The organism is Streptomyces sp. NPDC002851 (assembly GCF_053591935.1).
Window position 1 is genome coordinate 1 of record NZ_JBSFUT010000058.1, and the last position, 16,408, is coordinate 16,408.

Consider the following 16,408-nt stretch of genomic DNA (forward strand, 5'->3'; position numbering starts at 1 on the left):
GCCTACAGCCCCGCTCTGACGGACTTCGTGTTCATGGTCCGTGACACCTCGCAGATGTTCATCACGGGCCCGGACGTTGTGAAGGCCGTGACCGGTGAGGAGATCTCGCAGAACGGGCTCGGCGGCGCGGACGTGCACGCGGAGACGTCGGGCGTCGCGCACTTCGCGTACGACGACGAGGAGACCTGCCTCGCCGAGGTCCGCGACCTGCTGTCCATGCTCCCGGCCAACAACCGCGACAACCCGCCCGTCGTACGCGGCGACGACCCCGCCGACCGGCGTGCGGAGCGGCTGCTCGACCTGGTGCCGACCGATGGGAACCGGCCGTACGACATGCACCAGGTCATCGAGGAGCTCGTCGACTACGGAGACTTCCTCGAGGTGCACGAGCGCTGGGCTCGGAACATCGTGTGTGCGCTCGCCCGGCTCGACGGCGAGGTCGTCGGCATCGTGGCGAATCAACCGCAGGTGCTCGCCGGGGTGTTGGACATCGAGGCCTCGGAAAAGGCCGCGCGCTTTGTGCAGATGTGCGATGCCTTCAACATCCCGATCGTCACATTCCTGGACGTGCCCGGATTCCTGCCGGGCGTCGACCAGGAACACGGCGGGATCATCCGGCACGGCGCCAAGCTCCTTTACGCCTACTGCAACGCCACCGTGCCGCGGATTTCGCTGATTCTCAGGAAGGCGTACGGGGGCGCCTACATCGTCATGGACAGCCAGTCCATCGGCGCGGATCTGACCTACGCCTGGCCGACCAACGAGATCGCCGTGATGGGCGCCGAGGGCGCCGCCAACGTGATCTTCCGGCGGCAGATCGCCGCGGCCGACGATCCGGAGGCCATGCGGGCCCGCATGGTCGAGGAGTACAAGGCCGAGCTCATGCACCCCTACTACGCGGCCGAACGGGGGCTCGTGGACAACGTGATCGACCCGGCCGAGACCCGTGAGGTGCTGATCTCGGCCCTGGCGATGCTCCGCACCAAGCACGCAGACCTGCCGTCCCGCAAGCATGGCAATCCCCCGCAGTAACGGAGCACATCAATGGTCAAACAGGAACGTGCCGTGCGGACCCGCAAGGCGCTGATCCAGTCCGCCGCGCAGGTCTTCGACGAGGACGGCTTTCATGCCGCTTCACTGGCCACGATCAGCGCGCGGGCCGGGGTGAGCAACGGTGCGCTGCACTTCCACTTCGCCAGTAAGGCGGAGCTCGCGGCCGCGGTCGAGGAGGCCGCGGCCGTGCGGCTCGGCGACCTCATGCCCGAGTTGTCCAACGGGGCGTCAAATCCCTTGCAGGATCTGGTCGACGGCTCGCACGCGCTCGCCCGCGGCCTGGCCGAGGACGTGGTCCTGCGGGCCGGGTTCGAGCTGAGCGGCGACCGGACCCGCGGTGAGGCGCGGGACCTGTGGGGCCAGTGGCGGGACTGGATTGCGTGCGTCATCGAGAAGGCCGCGGGGGAGGGCACCCTCGACGCCGGGGTGCGGCCCACCGATGTTGTCACCTCCGTCGTGGCGGCCACCGTGGGCCTCGAAGTGCTCGGCGCCCGGGACCCCGACTGGCTGTCCCAGCCCACGCTCACCCGCTTCTGGCAACTCCTGTTGCCCCGGCTCGCGGCCGCCTCGGTGCTCGCCGGGCTCGACGCCGAGGGCAACGGACCGGTACCCGCTCTCGGAGGGCCGGGTATACCGGCGCCGCGCAACGGGAATGCCGCACGCTGACCCGAGCAGACGCCTCTGGCGGGGCTCCATCTTCGTCATCGGCCTTCCTCATCAACACTCCCCGTCGCGGCGGCCTGCGGCCTGGCACCCGGTGTCTTCGGGCCAGAACCGGAAGCTGACGGGATCGTTGAAAGCGCAATAAACAAACCGGGCGGTCTTGTTGAGTGTGATCGGAGCGCACTCGCCCGTCGTCGGTTTCTGCGCCTGTCCGGGCGTCATGTCGGTCGCTGTCGCCGCTCGCGCCCCCGAAGCGCGCCCGGTGGCGTAGTGCCGTTCGGTCACTGCCGGCCCGCAGTTCGTGCCCTGCCCCTTTGCCGTCACGCTGCGGGTTCCTCATGTCCAGTGAGGCTACCCCATTGACAAACCGACTGTGCTGTTTTTTTAATCGGTATTGAGTCAGAGCCCGCAGCTCGCCTTGACCGGTGCGGAAGCGGTGGCCCTGCAACGAGCTGACCTGACACGCACCTACGAGGGGATCAAGATGGACATCGAAGTGCTGGGCGCGCTCGCCGCGCGTGAGAACGGCGTCTCCACCACGCCCACTGCCCCCAAGCCGCGTCAGGTGCTCGCGCTTCTTGCGCTCCACGCCGGTCAGGTGGTCTCTGTGGCCACCCTCACCGACGAACTCTGGGGCGAGAATCCGCCGCGCAGCGCGCGCACCACGCTGCAGACGTACGTGCTGCAGCTGCGCGAACTGATCGGCGAGGCGCTCGCCCAGGACGAGGACGCGCGGACCATCACCGCCAAGGATGTCCTCGTGACCCTGCCGGGCGGCTACCGGCTCAACACCCGCGGCGGCTATCTCGACTTCCGCGAGTTCGAGCGGCGCGCGGGCGCGGGCTACCGGGCCATGGACGCCGAGGACTACAACGGCGCCGCCAAGCGGCTCCGTGAGGCCCTTTCCCTGTGGACCGGGACCGCCCTCGCCGACGTCCAGGCGGGCAACCAGATCGCCCTCGAGGTCAAGCGCCTCGAAGAGGCTCGCCTGTGCACCCTCGACCAGCGCATCGAAGCCGACCTGCGGCTCGGCCGCCACCGCGAGCTGTTGTCCGAACTGACAGTCCTGGTCAGTCAGTACCGGATGCACGAGAGCCTGCACGGCCAGTTCATGGTCGCGCTGCACCGCTCCGGCCGCCGCGGCGAGGCGCTGAGCGTCTACCAGCGCCTGCGCACCACGCTGGTGCGGGAGTTGGGCCTCGAACCGTCACCGGCGCTCAGCCGCCTGCAGCGGTCGATCCTGATGGCCCATCCCGAGACGGCGGCCCCCGCCGCGGCCCCGGCCGTGGACACCGCTGGGGCTCCGGAGCGCAACGGCCGCGTGATCGCCCGCGCGAGCTGACCGGTACGGCTCCCGCGATTCCTTTACCTGTCGGCGCGGCCTGGTCCCCGGGAGGGAGGGGCGCTCACGCCCATTTCCGGCGAGCTCCGGCGGAGTTCGCCGGGCGGGTCGTTCTTCCGCCGTAGTCGTAGGCACCGAGGTCGCTCGTACGAGGCAGCCTGGCGGGCCAGGGATTTGGGCACTGCGAGCGATGTCCGGAGGCCCGCGGCCCCGGCAGGATTCGTCTGTGACGAATCGGGAGAAGGAATCCCGGGTTTCGGGGAAACTGGCCGAACAGCGGTGCCGGTTCCTCGCATTGATGATGCCCACGCGCGGCATGGACCCCACGGCGCAGCCCCCGCGACCTGATGGCAAAGCCGAGTAACTCTCCCAAGGGCGCGATATGACCGGCCGCTGGATCGCCCAGCCCGCCCTGGCCGCGTAAGCCGGGCGGCTGCGGGATGCGGTGCGTGGCGCGCGGGAGCACGGCGAGACGATGCGGGTCTGCGACATCGCATACACCTTCGCGGTCGGCCGCGCCGACCTGGAGCGCCGCGTGGCCGTCCCGGCGGACACCGTGGACGTCCTCCTGTCCGGTCTGGACACCCTCGCGGCGGGGCCCGCCCTGCCGTGGCGGCGCTGCCGGTACGACCTGCGGATCGACCGCCTCCACCGCCAGGGGTTCGGCACCGCCGCACACGAACCCGCCCTGCCCCAGGGGCACTTGCGGGACTTCGGACTTGAGCCGGGGAGCGACTTCGCGCGTATGGCGGCGAGGGACGCCGGGCGTACGGCGGCGTCGGAGTCCGGCCCTGAGTCTGCGGCCCTGAGTCTGCCTCCGCCGCGGCCCGAGACGCCGTGCCCACACTGCAATGGAAGGCCCGTATGGCTGTCGTCGCACCCACGGCGTCGCAAGTGAAGTCCGAATTTCAGGAGAAGTTCGCCATGACCCGTCAGCGCAAGATCTCGCTGCTGCCGCTGGACGGCGCGGCAGCAGCCCCCACCCCTACCCCGGCCCTCGCATCGACAGCACCGCCCCCGGCTCCGGAGCCCGTCGCTGCCGCGCCCGTGCCGGCCCCCGCCGTTCCGGCCGCCCTCCACGACGGCTTCGCCGAGCGGGTCGCGGGGGAGGTAGGGGAGGTGCTTGCCGGGGTGCTCTACGTCGAGCCCACCCAGCTCGACCCGGAGCAGAGCTTCGCGATGCTCGGCGTCGACTCCATCCTCAGCGTCGAGTTCGTGGCCCTGGTGAACGCCAAGTACGGCACCGACATCAAGGTCACCGAGCTGTACGACCACCCGACCCCGGCCGCGTTCGCCTGCCATGTCGCTGCGCGGCTCGGCGACGGAGCGCCGCAGAAGCCGGTGTCCCAGCAGGCCGTACCCGCCCCCGCCCCCGGCCCCGTACCCGCCCCTGCTCCCGCGCCGCAGCCGGTGACTCCGGCCGTTCCCGCCCAGGCGGCGCCCACACCCGTGGTGGCCCTCCCGCCCGCGCCAGCCCCCGCCCCCGCCCCCGCGCACGAGCATCGTGCCGGTGCCGTTCTGGCGTCGCTGCGGCAGCAGCTCGCCGAGACGCTGTGCTGCGACATCTGGGACATCGACACCGAGGCCAGCTTCAACATCCTGGGCCTCGACTCGATCCTCGCGTTCGAGTTCGTCGCGTTCCTCAACAAGACGTACGGGCTCGACGAGAAGGCCGGTGTCCTCTACGACCACCCCAGCCTGGCCGCCCTCGCCGCCCACATCGCCGCCCATACCGCCCCGGCCCCCGCGGCTCCCGTGTCCGCTCCGGCTCCTGCCGATCCCGCTGCTGAGGCCGGTGCGGGCGAAGACGGCATCAGCACCGAGGCCCTGGACGCGCTGCTCGGCGCCGTACGCGACAACCGGCTCACCGTCGAGCAGGCGCTGGCGCTCCTGCCGCAGCGCGGCTGACCGGCAGGTCGGTATCGAAGCGAGCAACGCCTACTGCGGTGAGACGTACACCGACGTCCCTGCCCTGTTCGCGGCCCGGGCCTCGACGACAGCCGGATGAGGAACCTGATGATGGCGCGCAAGAGCGTCGCGCCGCACTGCGAGGACGTCGTGCCGTTCGCCGTCAATGCCGCTGAGCCGATCGTCGACGCCCCCAGCGACGAGGAGGGCGACGGTGGCCGCGGAACTCGCTTCGGCGCCCGGGACTTCACCCGCGACCTGGACCGTTTCCCGCAGGACGGAGGTGCGTCCCGCTGACCGCGGCCCCTGCTGTGCTGAGCCGGGCACGCGGAGTGCTCCGGTCCTGCCTCGACCTGCCGGAAGCGCTCAGCCGGAGCGGCCGGTCGACTTCAGCGGCCCTCGAGGCGTACCGGACCCGGCTTCTGCCGACGGACGAGAACCTTGGCCGGGGGCGAGCCACACCTTTCCCGACCCGGGTCGCCTCCCCCTCGTCCACCAGCTGCTCGGGCGGCTCGACACAGCGGAGCGTGCTGCATGAGCACCAGGTCCAGTACCGCAGTTGATGCTCTGCCCGGCGTCGTCTCGCTCGACGACCCCGAAGGCCGCAACACGTTTTCGGCCGGGCTGATCGCGGGGCTCGTCGACTCGGTCGAGCGGGCCGACGCCGACGCGGGCAGCCGTGCCGTAGTCGTCGAGGGCAGGCCCGAGCCGTTCTGCGTCGGCGCACCCAGCGTGAGCTGGTCAACTTCGCCTGGGACAACGGAAGTTGCGACACCGACGACGTCTTCCGGCGCCGAGCTGCGCGAACGGGGCGCTCCGGTTCGCATCGTGCCGGACCAGGACGCGCCGCGCACTGCCCGCGAGCTCGCCCGGGCCGTGTCCGGGGCGCCGTGGGCCTCCCTCGAACTCCTCAAGCGGGAGCCGGACGGGGAAACCGGCCAATGACCGCACGCCGCTTGCCGCCCGCCCGCACCGTCACAGCGAGGACGATGGACCCGATGGACCCGATGGACCCGATGGACCCGATGGATGCGAAAGAGATCCTGACCCGGCTCAGGGACGGCACCCTGGACAAGGCGACGGCTGCCGCCCTGTTGAGGAGGGCCATGTCGCCCGAGGCCCCGGCGGCCGCGCCCGTCGGCCGGGGTGGCAGCGTGACGCGTGAGCAGGCAGAGGCGATGCTGCGGGCCGCCGCGGCCGGGTTCAACGCCGCGACTGCTGTGGGACATCGACCCGCAGAGCCCCCGGCGCCGGGCACCGCAGCGGACAAGTCCGGCCCCGCCCCTGGGACGTCCCCGCAAGGCCCCGCCCAGGAACCCATCGCCGTATTCGGCTGCAGCGCCCGCTTCCCGGACGCGGCCGAGAGGCGCCTGGACGTGATGGTCGAGCGGTACGCGCGACGGGTGCGGGAGTTCGTCGACGGGGCGTCCCGGGGGGCCAGGGCTCCCGTGGACGAGAACGAGGCGCTGCTCGCCGCTGCCGACGCCCATCTGGAGGAAGACCGGGCCCTGACGGGAGCGATGGGGGCCCGGTACACGGACGTGCGGGAGCAGAGCCGTGCGGTGGTGGCCGGTGCCCTCGACCTGGAGGCGCCGCAAGTCGCCCTGGACGCGGATCTGTCCGGCCTCGGTGCGATGTCCTTCACCATGGTCCGGATCGCCCAGGAGATCGCACGGTTCACGGGTGCCGCGCTGCCCATCGACGCGCTGATCACGGGCCCAACGGTCGAGGCCTTGACAGCGGCGGCCACAGGAGCCGACACCCATGCCGCCACCAACGCCGATGCCGCCCCCGATGCCGAGCCCGACGCCGCCACCGCCGCCGGGGCCGGAACGGTCGCCGCGGGGATCACCGCCGAGCAGGTCGCGGCGAAGGCCGCCGCCGTCCTTGGCGCGGAGGCGGTCCAAGTGGCCCCGGACGCCGATCTGTTGGAAGCCCGGACGGGGCCTCCGCCCCTCTCCGAACGGCTCGGCACCCTCTGGGGCCTCTCGGACACCGGGCCGGAGGCCGTCCCGCCGGTCGTCGTCGACGGCACCGCGACGGCCGCCGCGGACCCGCCCGCACCGTACGCCCCGGCCGCCGCACCGGCGGATGCCACGCCCCTCGCCCGGCTGGCCCGGGTCGTCGCGGCCGAGACCGGGCTCGACGCGGGGCGGCTGGACGCCGGACAGGACCTGTTCGCGCTCGGGGCGAACCTTCGGCAGCTGGTGCGGATCGCCGCGCGGATCGCCGCGGACGGCGGCGGCGAACTCTCCCTGGAGACCCTGCTCACCGCCGCCGACCTGGGTGCCCTCGCCGCCGCCGCGTACCCCGGCCGCGCCGGCCACGCCGTACCCGCCCATGCCTGAGCGCCCGCGACACCGCGCACGACGAAAGCAGTGATCACCATGACCATGATCTGGACGGTCCCCGGCCAGGGGACCGCACGCACGGGCGCCAACGCCACCGCGCGGCCGTACGCGTCCGTCGGCGTGCTCCACCCCCTCATACGCGACCGCGAGCACGGGCCTGCCCGGACCCGGCCCTCCGCGCCCTGCGGGCGCGGCCGCATCCCAGTGCAGGCGGCCCGATGAGTGCCGGATACGCCGACGAGCAGGAGCGAGCCACGGTCCAGATCTGGTTCTGCCCCAACGACGGGCTCGACGAGCACACCAGCGCGCTGCTCGCCCGCCACTGGCTGGACGCCCACGAGCACGAGATCGCAGGGAAGTTCCTCTTCGAACGGGATCGGCGGCAATACCTGGTGGCCCATGCCCTGGTGCGCCGGGTGCTGTCCCTGGAGACCGGCGTGCCGGAGGCCGAGGCGACCATCTGGCGCTCCTCGCGTGGCCGCCCGTTCCTGCAGGAACCGTCGAGGGGCCCGGGGCGCGTGCCCGCCGACGGACTCGACTTCAACCTGTCGCACGCGCACGGCTACAACGCCGTCGCCGTCGGCCTCGGCCGCCGCGTCGGCGTCGACGTGGAACGGCTCGACCGGGCCGCGGAGCACGGCCTCGACATGATCGTGGAGAGCTTCGCGACCGAGGAGCGCGGGCAGATCGCCGCGATCCCGCCGGGCAGCCGCCGGGACCGGGTCACGCTGCGGCTGTGGACGCTGAAGGAGGCGTACGCCAAGGCCCGCGGCCTCGGGCTCGCGCTGCCCTTCGACTCATTCGCGTTCGAACTGGCCGAGGACGGCGGGGTCCTTGCCTTCCGCCCGCCGGAGGGGGACACGGCGGAGCGCTGGCTCTTCGCCGAGGTGGAGCCGCGCCCTCAGGTGCTGATGTCGCTCGCCGTGGAGTGCGGCGGCTCCGGCACCCCGCCGCCCCGCCGACTGCTGCTGCACGACGGTTTCCCCTGGGGCCGGGCGGCCCCGCGCGAGGTGCCCCTGCCCCCGCGGCACCGGGCGCTGCCCGCGCTCACGGCGGCGTGACGCCGGCCTCAGTGAGCCCACGGTCCGCGGTGTACGGGGAGAAGCGTTGACTACTCCGAGGCCGGAAGGCCGGTGAAACCCCTCCACTCCGGGGTGTGCTCTTGCCCGTCCTACTGGCCCGAGGCCGGGCGCGTCAGCAGCTGGTCGACGCGGCGCATCAGGGCCTCCTGCTCCAGCGACAGACGGTCGATGCGGCGGCGCAGGCCGTCCCGGTCCATCACCTTGATGTCCAGGCCGTGTTCGCGTGCGGCACGCAGCGCGCCGCCGACGGTCCTGCCGTCCTCGGGGCCCGGTCCCTGCCACAGCTCCCGGGAAGCCCGTACCGCTCGATGCCGACGGCCCGTGCGCCGCGCTTGGCGAGCTGCCGCGGCGCACGGGGCGATGCCCGAGGAGCCGAGCCCGGCCACGACGCCGTCCGTGTCGCCTTCGTCCGTCATGAGGACCTCGCCGGTACGGGGACGGCGCGGCGAGCGGCCCTGGCGTCCCGCACCACCAGGTCGAGCAGCGGGCGCGGGTCGTCCTGGAAGTAGAAGTGACCGCCGTCGAAGAGGCGCAGGCCCTGGAAGCGCTCGCAGTGCCCGGCCCAGTCGGCGATCCGCCGCGGCGCCACGACGACGTCGGTGCGGCCGCCGTACGCCGCGACCGGCATCGTGAGCCGCGGGGCGTCGGGCGCCGGGTGCCAGGTGTCGACGACCTTCAGGTCGTTGCGGATGGCGGGTGCGAACATCGCCCACAGGTCGGGGTCGTCCAGGATCTCCCGCGGGGTGCCGCCCATCGCGGCAAGGTGGTCGCGCAGCTCGGCGTCCGGCAGCTCGTGCCGCCGGTCGCCTTCGTCCTGCTCGCCGGGTGCGGAGCGGGCTGACATACCCAGCCAGAGCGGCAGTTCGCGGCCCTGCGCGGCCAGCTCCAGGGCCAGCTGATAGGCGATCAGGCCGCCCATGCTGTGCCCGAAGAAGGCGAACGGGCCGGTCAGTTCGGGCCCGAGGCGGTCCAGGAAGAACTGGGTGAGGCGGTGGGCGTTGTCGATCGGCGGCTCGTCGGAGAGGCGGCCGCGGCCCGGAGCGTCGATGAGTCGGACGTCCCAGGTCGCGGGGAGCAGCCCGGGCCACTCGCGGTAGAGCAGGTGGGAGCCGCCCGCGTGGTGGAAGACGAACAGGCGCAGGTCGTCAGGTGTGCTGCCGTACATGGGTTCTCCCTCGGGTCGGGCCGCGCTCGCGCGGCCAATGCCACGCCGGCACCGGCTCAGGCGGGGGCGGGCGCACAGCCGGGGCCGTGGCCGCCGTACGGGGAGCCGCAGTGCTCCACCGTCTGGACGTGTGCGAAGCCCAGGGCCTCGGCGGGCTCGACCCGTTGGAGGCTCCCGTCGTAAGAGGTCCTCGCGCTCTTCCGGCTCGGGTCCGGAACCAGGAAGCAGGTGAGGCCGAATTCCATGGGGCTCCGTCTGGTGATCCGATTCCGGCTGCCCGGAAATTGCACAACTCTTCGGCCATCGGACCTTAGACAGCACGGGAGCGTGGACGGAACGAAATCCGGCCAGACTCCAGGCGGGCTGCGCGGCGGCTTGAGTTCCGTTCCGGCCACGGCGTCCGCCGCAGCCGCGCTCTGAAAGCGGCTGCCACCCGTTTCCGAGCGGGGTCGGGTCATGAGTTCAGGAAAACCGACCTCGATTCCACGGCGCCGCCGGGACGAGCTCAGCCGCATCGTGTGCAGCGCATCGAGGCAGTAGTGGCCTTAATAGGGGCGGCCAGGCAGATGTCGGTGGGACGTAAGAAGAGCCCTGAAACAGCGGTAAGGCACGGTAATTGGAGAACCACTCAATGGTCAGTGGAGCGCGCCGTGGCTAAAGATTGATGGCCGCTACGGTGCATCTTGCCCATGGATCGGGGGGAAAGGACAACGATCCTTCTCCTGGCGCAATATCGACGACGCGCCTCGGATACCGCATCCCACACCGGCTCGGCACCCGAGAAGAGGCTGTCGAGGTACGGAGGAAACCATGAAGATCGAGGTTCTTGGTCCACTGAGTGCCGATGTCAACGGAATGTCGATCGTGCCGACGGCGGGCAAGCCGCGGCAGATCCTGGCGCTGCTCGCGCTGTACCCGGGCCGGGTGATGCCCGTGCCTACGCTCATGGAGGAGATCTGGGGCACACAGCTGCCGCAGAGTGCGCTGACCACACTGCAGACCTACATCCTGCAGCTCCGCCGCCGGCTCGGCACCGCAATGGGGCCGGACGCCCCGGGCAACGCCAAGGAGGTGCTCGCCACCCGGCACGGCGGCTATCTGCTGCAGATACCGCCGGACGCCGTGGACGTGCACGCGTACGAACGCCTCGTCGGCGAGGCCCAGTTGGCGTTCGACGAGGGCGAGGACGAGCGGGCCGCGCGCACCTATCGTGAGGCCCTCGACCTGTGGCAGGGACCTGCCCTGGTCGACGTGCGCGTCGGGCCCATCCTGGAGATCGAGGTGATGCGCCTGGAGGAGAGCAGGCTGGTCACCCGCGAGCGCCGCATCGACGCCGACCTGCGGCTCGGCCGCCATGTCGAACTGATTGCCGAGCTCACGGATCTGATCGCCCGTCACCCACAGCACGAGGGCCTGCACTCGCAGGCCATGGTGGCGCTCTACCGCTCCGGCCGACAGGCCACTGCGCTCGACGTCTACCACCGCCTTCGCCGCCGCCTCATCGAGGACCTCGGCGTGGAACCGTCCCCGCAACTGCAGCGCCTGCACCAGGCGATGCTGGCGGTCGACCCGCAGTTGGACGTGGTCTCCGGGCCGCGGCGGACTTCTACGTTCGACCTGTACGCGGCGTGAAAGCAAGCCTGTCCGGCGTTTGCGGACGAGCGTGTTCAGCGTCATAAAGCGGGAGTCTGGGGGGCGCAGCCCCCAGATGACGGCCATCGAGCCGATGGCACGGACCGCGCTCACATGGCTGATTCGAGTCGTCCTCCAGCGGATGCGGCGAGGCTCGGCCTCATGAACGGTTCCGTCTCGGAGGGCCCGCCACTGCGTCTGTACTGCTTCGCGCACGCCGGCGCCGGAACGACTTCGTTCGCCCGCTGGCGCGAACACCTCGGTCCGGACGTCGAGTTGGCGCCGCTGCCGCTGCCCGGGCGCGATTCCCGGCGCCGCGAGCGGCGGGTCACCTCGCGTGCCGGGCTGCTCGACGACCTGCTTGGCACGGTGGCCGAGGGCGCCGCCGCCGGGCCGTACGCGCTGTACGGGCACAGCCTCGGCGGCCTGGTCGCCTATACCCTCACCCGCGCCCTCGCGGAGCGCGGCCTGCCCGCCCCCGTGCTGCTCGCGGTCGGCGCCTGCCCGCCGCCGGACGCCGTACTGGAACACGTCGGCAGCGTCAGCGACGAGCGGCTGCTCGGCTTCCTCGGTGACCTCGGCAGCGCTCCGTCGGGTGCGCTCGCCGCCGCCGACAGCATCTGGCACCGCACCGTGCTGCCCGTGCTCCGGGACGACCTGCAGCTCGCCGCCGCGCTGCGTGGCGCCGCCCGCGACCCGGCCACCGGCGGTCCGCTGCCGGTGCCACTGCTCGCCGTCGACGGGCTCGCCGACCCCGTCGTGGGGTCGGGGGCGATGGACGGCTGGCGGCGCTGGACCACGGGCGGCCTCACCAGGCGCTCCGTGCCCGGGGACCACTTCTTCGTACGCGGCCGGGAGATCCCCCGGCTCATTGGCCGGGCCTGCCGCGACGCGCGGCGCGGCCTGCTGCTATCTGGAGGACAACTGTGAAGGACAACCGATGAGGCGGGTCGTCATCACCGGCATCGGGGTCGTTGCCCCCGGCGGCGTCGGCACCGGCAACTTCTGGGCGACGCTCACCGCGGGGCGCACCGCGACGCGGGGCATCACGCTGTTCGACGCCTCCTCGTACCGCTCCCGGATCGCCGCCGAGGCGGACTTCGACCCGGCCGAGCACGGCTTCACGCCCGAGGAGGCCGAACGCCTGGACCGGGCCGCCCAGTTCGCCGTGGCCGGGGCCCGCGAGGCGCTCGCCGACAGCGGCGTCGACATCGCCGCCGCGGCCGAACGTACCGGCGTCACCCTGGGCAGCGCGGTCGGCTGCACCACCGGACTCGACCAGGAGTACGCGGTGGTCAGCGAGCACGGCGCCGTCTGGGAGGTCGACCACACCCGGGCCGTCGCCCACCTCTTCGACTACTTCGTGCCCAGCTCCCTGGCCGCCGAGGTGGCCCGTGCCGCGGGCGCGCAGGGGCCGGTGTCCCTGGTGTCCACCGGCTGCACCTCGGGCCTGGACTCGCTCGGGCACGCCGTCGACCTGATCCGCGAGGGCAGCGCCGACATCATGGTCAGCGGCGCCACCGAGGCGCCGATCTCCCCGATCACCGTGGCCTGCTTCGACGCCATCAAGGCCACCACGAACCGCAACGACGACCCGGCCACCGCCTCGCGGCCCTTCGACCGCACCCGCAACGGGTTCGTGCTCGGCGAGGGCGCGGCCGTGCTCATCCTGGAGGAGTTCGAGCACGCCCGCCGCCGCGGCGCCCACGTGTACGCGGAGATCTCCGGGTTCGCCGGGCGCAGCAACGCGTACCACATGACCGGGCTGACCTCCGACGGCGCCGAGATGGCCGAGGCGATCACCGCCGCGCTCGACGAGGCCCGCCTGAACCCCACCGACGTCGACTACGTCAACGCGCACGGCTCCGGCACCAAGCAGAACGACCGGCATGAGACGGCCGCGTTCAAACGCAGCCTCGGCGACCACGCCTACCGGGTGCCGGTCAGCTCCATCAAATCAATGATCGGGCACTCGCTCGGCGCGATCGGCTCCCTGGAGGTGGCCGCGAGCGCCCTGGCGATCGAGCACAACACCGTGCCGCCGACGGCGAATCTGCACGAGGCCGACCCCAAGTGCGACCTCGACTACACCCCGCTGACCGCCCGCGCCCAGCGCACCGACACGGTGCTCAGCGTCGGCAGCGGATTCGGCGGCTTCCAGTCCGCCATCGTCCTGACCCGGCCGCGCCTTACGGAGGCAGCATGACACCCCCTGTGGCCACCGCCACCCTGGAGCGGCCCGCCCCGGTGCGCGCCGCCGCCCCCGCCACCGGCACCGTCGTCACCGGCATCGGTGTGACGGCGCCCAACGGGCTCGGCGCCGCGGCCTGGTGGGCCGCCGTGCTGCGCGGCGAGAGCGGCATCGGGCCGCTGAGCCGCTTCGACGCCGCCCGCTACCCGGTGCGCATCGCCGGGGAGGTGCCCGGCTTCGTCGACGAGGACCACGTACCGAACCGGCTGCTCCCGCAGACCGACCGGGTCACCCGGCTGTCCCTCGCCGCCGCCAAGGAAGCCCTCGACGACGCCGGGACGGACCCGGCGGACCTGCCCGACTTCGGCGCGGGCGTCGTCACCGCCAGCTCGGCGGGCGGCTTCGAGTTCGGGCAGCGCGAGCTGCAGGCGCTGTGGAGCAAGGGCGGCCAGCACGTCAGCGCGTACCAGTCGTTCGCCTGGTTCTACGCCGTCAACAGCGGCCAGATCTCCATCCGGCACGGCCTGCGCGGCACCAGCGGCGTGGTCGTCTCCGAGCAGGCCGGCGGCCTCGACGCGATCGCCCACGCCCGCCGCCAGCTCCGCAAGGGCAGCCAGGTGGTGATCACCGGCGGCGTCGACTCGGCGCTCTGCCCGTGGGGTTGGGCGGCCCACCTGGCGGGCGGCCGCCTCAGTACGGTCGCCGACCCGGCCCGCGCCTACCTCCCGTTCGATGCTGCCGCCTCGGGCCATGTGGTCGGCGAGGGCGGCGCCCTGTTCGTCCTGGAGCGCGCGGACGCGGCCCACGAGCGCGGCGCCCGCCCGTATGGCACCTTCGCCGGGCACGCCGCGACCTTCGACGGCCCGGACGGGTCCCGTCTCGGCGCCGCCGCCCGGCTCGCCCTCGCGGACGCGGGCGTGCGCCCCGACGAGATCGACGTGGTCTTCGCGGACGCGGCGGGCGAGCGGGTGGCCGACCGGGCCGAAGCGGGCGCTCTCGCCGAGGTGTTCGGGCCCCACGGGGTGCCGGTCACGGCGCCGAAGACGATGACCGGGCGGCTCCTTGCGGGCGGCGCGTCGCTGGATGTCGCGGCCGCGTTGTTCGCGCTGCGGGATCAGGTCATTCCGCCGACTGTCGGGACGACGGCTCCCGCCGCGGACTGCCCCATCGACCTGGTTACCGCCCCACGTCACGGGCTGCGGCTGCGTAATGCGCTGGTTCTTGCGCGGGGGCGCGGGGGGTTCAACTCGGCGGCGGTTGTCGCGGCGGCGCACTGATCAGTCCGTCCGGGCGGGGTGGGTCTTCTCCCCGCTCCGCCCCTTCCCGAAAGCTTGCAGCAGCTCCGGGGCTCCGCCCCGGACCCCGTATCGCGCTGAACGCGCTCGTCCTCAAACGCCGGACGGGCTGAGATGCGACCGTACGAAAGGTGCACGATGAGCTCTCCCGACACAACCCTGGACGCCGCCGATCCGGCCGCCACCGCGGCCGCCGCCGACGTCGTCACGCCCGACGACCCGCGCTACGCCGAGCTGTCGACGCGCGGCGGGAACAAGCGGTTCACCGCGACCCCGGACGCCTTCTGTCTGCCCACCACGACCGCCCAGGTCGTCGACGCCGTCGCTGACGCGGTCCGGCGCCGCTGCCGTATTGCGGTGCGCAGCGGCGGCAACTGCTTCGAGAACGTCGTCGGCGACCCGGCCGTCCGCGTCGTCATCGACCTGGCCGCGATGGACGCCGTCGCCTACGACTCCGAGCACAACGCCATCATGATCGAGGCCGGGGCCCGCCTGATGGACGTCTACCGCACCCTGCACGATCGCTGGGGCGTCACCCTGCCCGGCGGCGCCAGCACCAGTGTCGGCTTCGGCGGCCACATCACCGGCGGCGGATTCGGCGCGCTCACCCGCGCGCACGGCCTGGCCAGCGACCACCTGTACGCGGTCGAGGTGGTCGTCGTCGACGAACTCGGGCACGCCCGCGCCGTGGTCGCCACCCGCGAGCCGGACGACCCGCACCGCGAGCTGTGGTGGGCGCACACCGGAGGCGGTGGCGGCAACTTCGGCGTGGTGACCCGCTACTGGTTCCGCTCCCCGGACGCCACCGGCGAGCAGCCCGCGGGGCTGTTGCCCCGCCCGCCGGCCACCATCCTGTCCAACGCCGTGTTCTTCCTCCGCGAGGGCATGGACAAGGCGGCGTTCCGCTCCCTGGTGCGCAACCACGGCCGCTGGCACGAGCGGCACAGCACCCCCGACTCGCCGTACCGCGGGCTGTACAGCGGCCTGGTCCTGTTCGGCCGCCTCAAGCAGAACGACCCCGGTCTGAGCGCCGCGCTCTTCATCCACATGGACGGCACCGCGCCCGACGCCGAGGCGCTGCTCGACCGGTTCGTCGCCGAGGTCACCGACGGCGTCGGCGTCACCCCGCAGATCACCCCGACTGCCCGCGACCCCTGGTTCGCGGCCACCGAGGCGCTCGCCAAGGCGCAGGACCACGTCAAGGCCCGCGACAAGATCAAGTCGGCCTATCTGCGCCGGAGTTTCACCCCGGCGCAGTGCGACGCGCTCTACGCCCACCTCAACGGCACCGACCACGCCAGCGACTCGGCGTCGGTCTCCATCCAGTCCTTCGGCGGCCGCGCCAACGCGCTCGCCGAGGACGCCACCGCGAGCGCGCACCGTGACGCCGTGCTCAACGTGGTGTTCCTGAACTCCTGGCAGGACCCGGCGTCCGACGCCACGAACGTGGACTGGCTGCGCCGCATGTACCGGGACGTGTTCATCGACACCGGTGGCGTTCCGGTGCCGGGCCGCGACAGCGACGGCGCTTACGTCGGCTACCCGGACATCGACCTCGCCGACCCCGTCTGGAACACCTCGGGCGTGCCGTGGCACCGCCTCTACTACAAGGACAACTACCCGCGCCTGCAGCGCGCGAAGGCGGCCTGGGACCCACAGGATGTCTTCCGGCACCCGTTCTCGGTGCGGGCCGTCTGACCCCCCCCGGCCGGGCAGCCGTTCGGCA

At 72.4% G+C, this 16,408-nt stretch carries 18 protein-coding genes; 15 read left to right on the forward strand and 3 right to left on the reverse strand.

Annotation, left to right across the window (positions count from 1 at the left end; genetic code table 11):
* From ACWD10_RS36095 to ACWD10_RS36140, 10 genes are all read left to right on the forward strand, one after another.
* Window positions 1-1,032 (forward strand): acyl-CoA carboxylase subunit beta (locus ACWD10_RS36095; protein ID WP_451097930.1); only part of this gene is annotated, 1,032 nt, incomplete at its 5' end.
* A gap of 12 nt (window positions 1,033-1,044) precedes the next feature.
* On the forward strand, window positions 1,045-1,719 hold the full coding sequence (locus tag ACWD10_RS36100; RefSeq protein WP_451097931.1) for a ScbR family autoregulator-binding transcription factor: 675 nt from the start codon (window positions 1,045-1,047) through the stop codon (window positions 1,717-1,719).
* Window positions 1,720-2,200: 481 nt separating this feature from the next.
* The gene (locus ACWD10_RS36105) at window positions 2,201-3,058 is read left to right on the forward strand and encodes an AfsR/SARP family transcriptional regulator (protein ID WP_451097932.1); all 858 of its coding nucleotides are present in this window, start codon (window positions 2,201-2,203) and stop codon (window positions 3,056-3,058) included.
* A gap of 445 nt (window positions 3,059-3,503) precedes the next feature.
* Window positions 3,504-3,956: a KS-MAT linker domain-containing protein gene (locus tag ACWD10_RS36110; RefSeq protein ID WP_451097933.1), complete on the forward strand. Its 453-nt coding sequence runs from the start codon at window positions 3,504-3,506 to the stop codon at window positions 3,954-3,956.
* Between the two features lie 26 nt (window positions 3,957-3,982).
* The gene (locus ACWD10_RS36115) at window positions 3,983-4,966 is read left to right on the forward strand and encodes an acyl carrier protein (protein WP_451097934.1); all 984 of its coding nucleotides are present in this window, start codon (window positions 3,983-3,985) and stop codon (window positions 4,964-4,966) included.
* A gap of 96 nt (window positions 4,967-5,062) precedes the next feature.
* Window positions 5,063-5,263 (forward strand): hypothetical protein, encoded by a 201-nt coding sequence (locus ACWD10_RS36120; protein ID WP_451097935.1) that lies wholly within the window; start codon window positions 5,063-5,065, stop codon window positions 5,261-5,263.
* 237 nt (window positions 5,264-5,500) lie between these two features.
* Window positions 5,501-5,911, forward strand: coding sequence for an enoyl-CoA hydratase-related protein (locus ACWD10_RS36125; RefSeq protein ID WP_451097936.1), 411 nt, complete (start codon window positions 5,501-5,503; stop codon window positions 5,909-5,911).
* Entirely contained in the window at window positions 5,908-7,314 is a 1,407-nt protein-coding gene (locus ACWD10_RS36130; RefSeq protein WP_451097937.1) for an acyl carrier protein, read from the forward strand. The genes ACWD10_RS36125 and ACWD10_RS36130 overlap by 4 nt, the downstream gene beginning before the upstream one ends.
* Window positions 7,315-7,353: 39 nt before the next feature.
* Entirely contained in the window at window positions 7,354-7,539 is a 186-nt protein-coding gene (locus ACWD10_RS36135) for a hypothetical protein (RefSeq protein WP_451097938.1), read from the forward strand.
* The gene (locus ACWD10_RS36140; RefSeq protein ID WP_451097939.1) at window positions 7,536-8,378 is read left to right on the forward strand and encodes a 4'-phosphopantetheinyl transferase family protein; all 843 of its coding nucleotides are present in this window, start codon (window positions 7,536-7,538) and stop codon (window positions 8,376-8,378) included. Before ACWD10_RS36135 ends, ACWD10_RS36140 begins: the two co-directional genes overlap by 4 nt.
* 110 nt (window positions 8,379-8,488) lie before the next feature.
* On the opposite strand, the gene ACWD10_RS36145 is transcribed toward ACWD10_RS36140, so the two are convergent.
* The 3 genes from ACWD10_RS36145 to ACWD10_RS36155 are packed head-to-tail and all read right to left on the reverse strand — an operon-like array spanning window position 8,489 to window position 9,809.
* Window positions 8,489-8,815 carry a hypothetical protein gene (locus ACWD10_RS36145; RefSeq protein ID WP_451097940.1) on the reverse strand — a complete coding sequence of 109 codons (327 nt, stop codon included), beginning with the start codon at window positions 8,813-8,815 and terminating at the stop codon, window positions 8,489-8,491.
* The gene (locus ACWD10_RS36150; protein ID WP_451097941.1) at window positions 8,812-9,564 is read right to left on the reverse strand and encodes a thioesterase II family protein; all 753 of its coding nucleotides are present in this window, start codon (window positions 9,562-9,564) and stop codon (window positions 8,812-8,814) included. The genes ACWD10_RS36145 and ACWD10_RS36150 overlap by 4 nt, the downstream gene beginning before the upstream one ends.
* 56 nt (window positions 9,565-9,620) lie before the next feature.
* A complete protein-coding gene (locus tag ACWD10_RS36155; protein WP_451097942.1) occupies window positions 9,621-9,809 on the reverse strand; it encodes a hypothetical protein in 189 nt (62 codons plus the stop codon).
* 565 nt (window positions 9,810-10,374) lie between these two features.
* Between ACWD10_RS36155 and ACWD10_RS36160 the strand changes: the two genes are divergently transcribed.
* From ACWD10_RS36160 to ACWD10_RS36180, 5 genes are all read left to right on the forward strand, one after another.
* Window positions 10,375-11,196: an AfsR/SARP family transcriptional regulator gene (locus ACWD10_RS36160; RefSeq protein WP_451097943.1), complete on the forward strand. Its 822-nt coding sequence runs from the start codon at window positions 10,375-10,377 to the stop codon at window positions 11,194-11,196.
* Window positions 11,197-11,358: 162 nt separating this feature from the next.
* The gene (locus ACWD10_RS36165; RefSeq protein WP_451097944.1) at window positions 11,359-12,126 is read left to right on the forward strand and encodes a thioesterase II family protein; all 768 of its coding nucleotides are present in this window, start codon (window positions 11,359-11,361) and stop codon (window positions 12,124-12,126) included.
* Between the two features lie 10 nt (window positions 12,127-12,136).
* Window positions 12,137-13,402 (forward strand): beta-ketoacyl-[acyl-carrier-protein] synthase family protein, encoded by a 1,266-nt coding sequence (locus ACWD10_RS36170; RefSeq protein WP_451097945.1) that lies wholly within the window; start codon window positions 12,137-12,139, stop codon window positions 13,400-13,402.
* Entirely contained in the window at window positions 13,399-14,664 is a 1,266-nt protein-coding gene (locus ACWD10_RS36175; RefSeq protein WP_451097946.1) for a ketosynthase chain-length factor, read from the forward strand. The genes ACWD10_RS36170 and ACWD10_RS36175 overlap by 4 nt, the downstream gene beginning before the upstream one ends.
* Before the next feature lie 156 nt (window positions 14,665-14,820).
* Window positions 14,821-16,380: an FAD-binding oxidoreductase gene (locus ACWD10_RS36180; protein WP_451097947.1), complete on the forward strand. Its 1,560-nt coding sequence runs from the start codon at window positions 14,821-14,823 to the stop codon at window positions 16,378-16,380.
* Window positions 16,381-16,408 lie beyond the last annotated feature (28 nt).

Bases quoted from the DNA above. Each gene is read 5' to 3' on its own strand.
- ACWD10_RS36125 (WP_451097936.1), top strand. From the start codon at position 5,501: ATGAGCACCAGGTCCAGTACCGCAGTTGATGCTCTGCCCGGCGTCGTC.
- ACWD10_RS36175 (WP_451097946.1), top strand. From the start codon at position 13,399: ATGACACCCCCTGTGGCCACCGCCACCCTGGAGCGGCCCGCCCCGGTG.
- ACWD10_RS36155 (WP_451097942.1), bottom strand. From the start codon at position 9,809: ATGGAATTCGGCCTCACCTGCTTCCTGGTTCCGGACCCGAGCCGGAAG.
- ACWD10_RS36140 (WP_451097939.1), top strand. From the start codon at position 7,536: ATGAGTGCCGGATACGCCGACGAGCAGGAGCGAGCCACGGTCCAGATC.
- ACWD10_RS36180 (WP_451097947.1), top strand. From the start codon at position 14,821: ATGAGCTCTCCCGACACAACCCTGGACGCCGCCGATCCGGCCGCCACC.
- ACWD10_RS36100 (WP_451097931.1), top strand. From the start codon at position 1,045: ATGGTCAAACAGGAACGTGCCGTGCGGACCCGCAAGGCGCTGATCCAG.
- ACWD10_RS36120 (WP_451097935.1), top strand. From the start codon at position 5,063: ATGAGGAACCTGATGATGGCGCGCAAGAGCGTCGCGCCGCACTGCGAG.
- ACWD10_RS36160 (WP_451097943.1), top strand. From the start codon at position 10,375: ATGAAGATCGAGGTTCTTGGTCCACTGAGTGCCGATGTCAACGGAATG.
- ACWD10_RS36135 (WP_451097938.1), top strand. From the start codon at position 7,354: ATGACCATGATCTGGACGGTCCCCGGCCAGGGGACCGCACGCACGGGC.
- ACWD10_RS36105 (WP_451097932.1), top strand. From the start codon at position 2,201: ATGGACATCGAAGTGCTGGGCGCGCTCGCCGCGCGTGAGAACGGCGTC.
- ACWD10_RS36150 (WP_451097941.1), bottom strand. From the start codon at position 9,564: ATGTACGGCAGCACACCTGACGACCTGCGCCTGTTCGTCTTCCACCAC.
- ACWD10_RS36145 (WP_451097940.1), bottom strand. From the start codon at position 8,815: ATGACGGACGAAGGCGACACGGACGGCGTCGTGGCCGGGCTCGGCTCC.
- ACWD10_RS36130 (WP_451097937.1), top strand. From the start codon at position 5,908: ATGACCGCACGCCGCTTGCCGCCCGCCCGCACCGTCACAGCGAGGACG.
- ACWD10_RS36165 (WP_451097944.1), top strand. From the start codon at position 11,359: ATGAACGGTTCCGTCTCGGAGGGCCCGCCACTGCGTCTGTACTGCTTC.
- ACWD10_RS36115 (WP_451097934.1), top strand. From the start codon at position 3,983: ATGACCCGTCAGCGCAAGATCTCGCTGCTGCCGCTGGACGGCGCGGCA.
- ACWD10_RS36170 (WP_451097945.1), top strand. From the start codon at position 12,137: ATGAGGCGGGTCGTCATCACCGGCATCGGGGTCGTTGCCCCCGGCGGC.